The sequence below is a fragment of the Streptococcus sp. HMSC077F03 genome (assembly GCF_001812375.1).
Classification (GTDB): Bacteria; Bacillota; Bacilli; order Lactobacillales; family Streptococcaceae; genus Streptococcus; species Streptococcus oralis_S.
The window spans coordinates 942-4,539 of the sequence record NZ_KV808764.1; the positions used below are offsets into that span (position 1 = coordinate 942).

General features: G+C 40.5%; 2 protein-coding genes and 1 pseudogene. All 3 read right to left on the reverse strand.

Annotation, left to right across the window (positions count from 1 at the left end; translation table 11 throughout):
- Nucleotide 1: 1 nt before the first annotated feature.
- Nucleotides 2-2,167: a hypothetical protein gene (locus HMPREF2853_RS02725; protein WP_070534756.1), complete on the reverse strand. Its 2,166-nt coding sequence runs from the start codon at nt 2,165-2,167 to the stop codon at nt 2-4.
- A 3-nt stretch (nt 2,168-2,170) separates the two neighbouring features.
- On the reverse strand, nt 2,171-2,539 hold the full coding sequence (locus HMPREF2853_RS02730; RefSeq protein ID WP_000513720.1) for a DUF5082 family protein: 369 nt from the start codon (nt 2,537-2,539) through the stop codon (nt 2,171-2,173).
- Nucleotides 2,540-2,548: 9 nt separating this feature from the next.
- A pseudogene (locus HMPREF2853_RS02735) lies at nt 2,549-3,598 on the reverse strand (type VII secretion protein EssC); the annotation flags it as partial.

Sequence of the window (3,598 nt, forward strand, 5' to 3'; positions counted from 1 at the left end):
TTCATTGACTTCCTCCTGAGTATTTGTTGTTTAGATAGAGCTGATATTTTTCATAGCCATGTTTGGCATTTTGGTCAGATGAAATCGGTAACTTTTCCAATACGCGTTTATAAGTTTCTAGCTGGTCCGTGGTCATATTGACTAGAGAAAGATCTGTCTCCTCACCCAAGAGATACTTGCTCATCTCCGAAGAGATTTGGGCATCTCCATCATCTATTTTTTCTTTACTAACTTCATTAATCGCTTGCTGAATTATTTCTTGAGTTGAACCTTTACTGCGTAGTGTATACTCCTTCGATGAGCGTGCATATTCAACATAAGGGACAAGACCTTCATTGTCCATCTCTTTCAAGCGGACCGCTGTATAAAAATTATGTGTTCTCATGCGAGAAATTGCGACTGAACTCTTCCCATCTTTCTGGAAAAGATAGGTATTCCCTCGATTTAAAAAGTCATCTACCATCTCAATGCGTGTCTTTTCTTTTTCTAAGTCATATCCCTTTAACTGATCGACATACTTCAAATAGGCTTGTATGGTTGCTGTTGGTAATTGAATACCCATATTGTATGGACCCGTCTTCGTAAAACCACTTTCAACAACTTTCCCCTTAACGGTTATATCCTTATCAATCGCAGAAAAGAGTTCTTTACTGAATTCCTTAGAATCACTGGTAGCCAGAGCATCAATCATCGAGACGATAGGAACTGCTTCAGGTATGAAAGTACCAACCAGTGCATAAGTTATAGCTTTACCCATTGCAGCACGCATATCTTTATTCGCTTCTTCGCGAGATTTCTCAAGTTCACCGATCCGAGCCTGCTTCTCTGCCATATTATTTCCAATAGCGGTTGCATATTCTTCCATTTTGTAAACCTTGGTTTCGGTTGTATTGCTAATACTCGTTGGATAAGAGTAGCCACCTATATTCATTTCCAAGGTTGTTTTCTTTGTATCAACCGTATTCTTAAATGAAAATGTTGCATCCGATATATCTGAAATTGAAACTTTTGTTCTCGTTTCGGTGACATATAGTTTGTCACCAACTGCTAATTTTCCTTTTGATGTTTCTGTCCGTCCTATCTCCATTACATAAAGAGATTCCATCAAACTAACAAACTTATCCGTCAAAGCAAGATGCTTATTATATGCCGCCATCTGGTTGCTATGTACAGTGCCATCTTTAGCATATTGAACTTCCATAACCTTTTCAAGAGCTTCACCCAATCCAATCCCAGCTTTCTGAAATTTCAGCAAATACGGTTGGTTAGCAGAAAAATCACGATTCCCCATGGCATCCAGAAGATGATTGAGAGTTTCCTTATCCCCTGATTGAATCCACTCCATCATCTCCTGCGCACCAATACTGTAAAATCCTTCACTAAGATCCCCAGGTTTTTCGTTTAATATGTCTCCTGGCTGTTTATTCAATATTGCACCTAACGCACGACCATCTGCTTCAGTTTGGATAGCATCCAAATAGCTAATTTTAGTCTTAGTAAGACTACCATTTTTAATTCCTGCTAAGATACTAGAAGCCGGAATATTACATACTGCACTGGCATTTTTTATTCTAGTCTGTAGAGTTTTTAGTTCTGCTTCTGCATCCGTAGTGTCTTTTGATAAGGTATCATGTGCTTGTTGCAACGCGTTATGGGTATCACGACGTGCTGTCGCTGCACTAGCTAGATCATCTCCCGAAGTTGTTTTAATAGTTGTTAAATCTTCTGATTCAATCCCTAGTTCAGCAGTAGCATCGTTTAATAGTGTTTGAAGATTATCAACTTTTGTTTTGATTTTCTCATATTGTTCAGACTCCACGCCATCTAATTTTTTATAGACAGAATCATTACCAGTTTGTTGAGTCCATGCTTTATTTTGGAAACCGGCAGCTGTAGCAGCATTTTCAAATGTTGATAAAGCTGTTGAAAAATGCGTAATAGTGGTAGGATACTCTTGAAATACTTGGGTCTGTAAAGTATTCAATCGAGTGAAGAAAGCATTTATTGCCTCTCCTTTGTCCTCTGAATCTCCTGTTTTACCTGCCTTTTCATTAAATTTACGCATCGTTTGTTTAGAAGCCGAGTCCACACCTTTTGAAAACTCTTGAACAGCCGAACTATAACGAGCTATGGCCGGTAAGTCATGTACTTTTATAATATCACTCATACTTTACTCCTCCGTTGTTAGACTTTTTTCAATTTCTAACCAACTAATACTAAGGCTAATCCCCGACTTCTCTGTCTCTAATTCAGAAATTTTCTGAGTCAATTTGGCCACTACGTCATCACTCTTTGCTGAAAGCTTTTGTTTAGCTGTTTTTAGTATTTTCTCTTCATTATTGGTTTCATTTAAATATGGTGTTCCTGCTAAATAATAGGTCGTTTCAATATGTTCATTGCTCGTAAGTACATATTCTATATCCGTTGAAAAATCTGTAAGTGCTTTTTTACATTCTTCCAATCGACTAATTTGACTATTTAAATTAGTAATTTCTCCACGCTTAGCATCTATCTGAGCTTGTATGGTTGCTTTCCCCATCACTCCTCCTTATATCATTAATACTTTCATTCTACTTGCTAACCCATCGGCCACATAGTAGTGTTCTTGTTCTTCTAATTGTGGCTCACGAACAGGTCTGTTGGTTACTGTCAGAACTGATTGATCGCTTAAGCGAAGCCCTATAACAGCCTGCTTATAAGAGCGAACAGTTTTTGAGACCACATCAATGTATTTAGTAATCAATGGCGAACTCATTACAAGAGAACCATATCCAGCTCGAATTCCTTTGTCTAGGACATAAGCCAATGTATCAAGCGCTTCTGAGTTTAATTCTACCACTAATTCGGTTAAATTGTAAACAACCACTGTTGCAACATGATCTCGCTGTTTGCCTTCTAACCGCTCCTGAATTCTCTTCTCTATACTTGCAATCCCCGCCTGATATTCCTCTGGACTTGCAAGAATCGTCACTCCTTCCATTTCAGGTAAGTTATGATACTTCGGTGCCAAGATGATGACCTTCTGTTTCCCTTTGGCAATGTGTTTCACCAAGGCTGTCATCTGTTCTTCTTTATCTGTTAGGTAGAGAAGATTTCCTTTAGCCAGATTCCAAGTGACGGGCTCAACTGTCTCCATGTCAAGTCCTAATGGCACGAGGCCGTGTTCATAGGCAGTCTGCACGCTTGCTCGGCTATAGAAGTCTTTCTCCGTCAACTCCTCTGGTACCATCGGGATGGCACTTGGGCGTTGTCCTGTCCAGGCTTCTTGGAGGGAAGCCACTTCCTGACGTAGGTTGTTGAGGACTTGGGTATCATTAGCTCCATAAACTGAGAGTGCCAGCTGGATCACATCCACTTCTTCCCGCTTCATAAGGGCACGGCCCTTGATGTCTTCCATAGTCATAGCGAGTGGCGTAGAGCCCACGATGGCCCGCACTTCACCCGCCTCATTTTGTGGCAGGCTCAACTGGTGCTTGAAGTTTGAGTAAAGTTGTGCACGAAGGTTGGTCTGACGACCGGCTGTCACCAAGAGGTGAACCCCTATGCTGAGACCTTCACGGGAGATGCGCACCAAGAGCTTGAAGAGTTCCGCCTCATA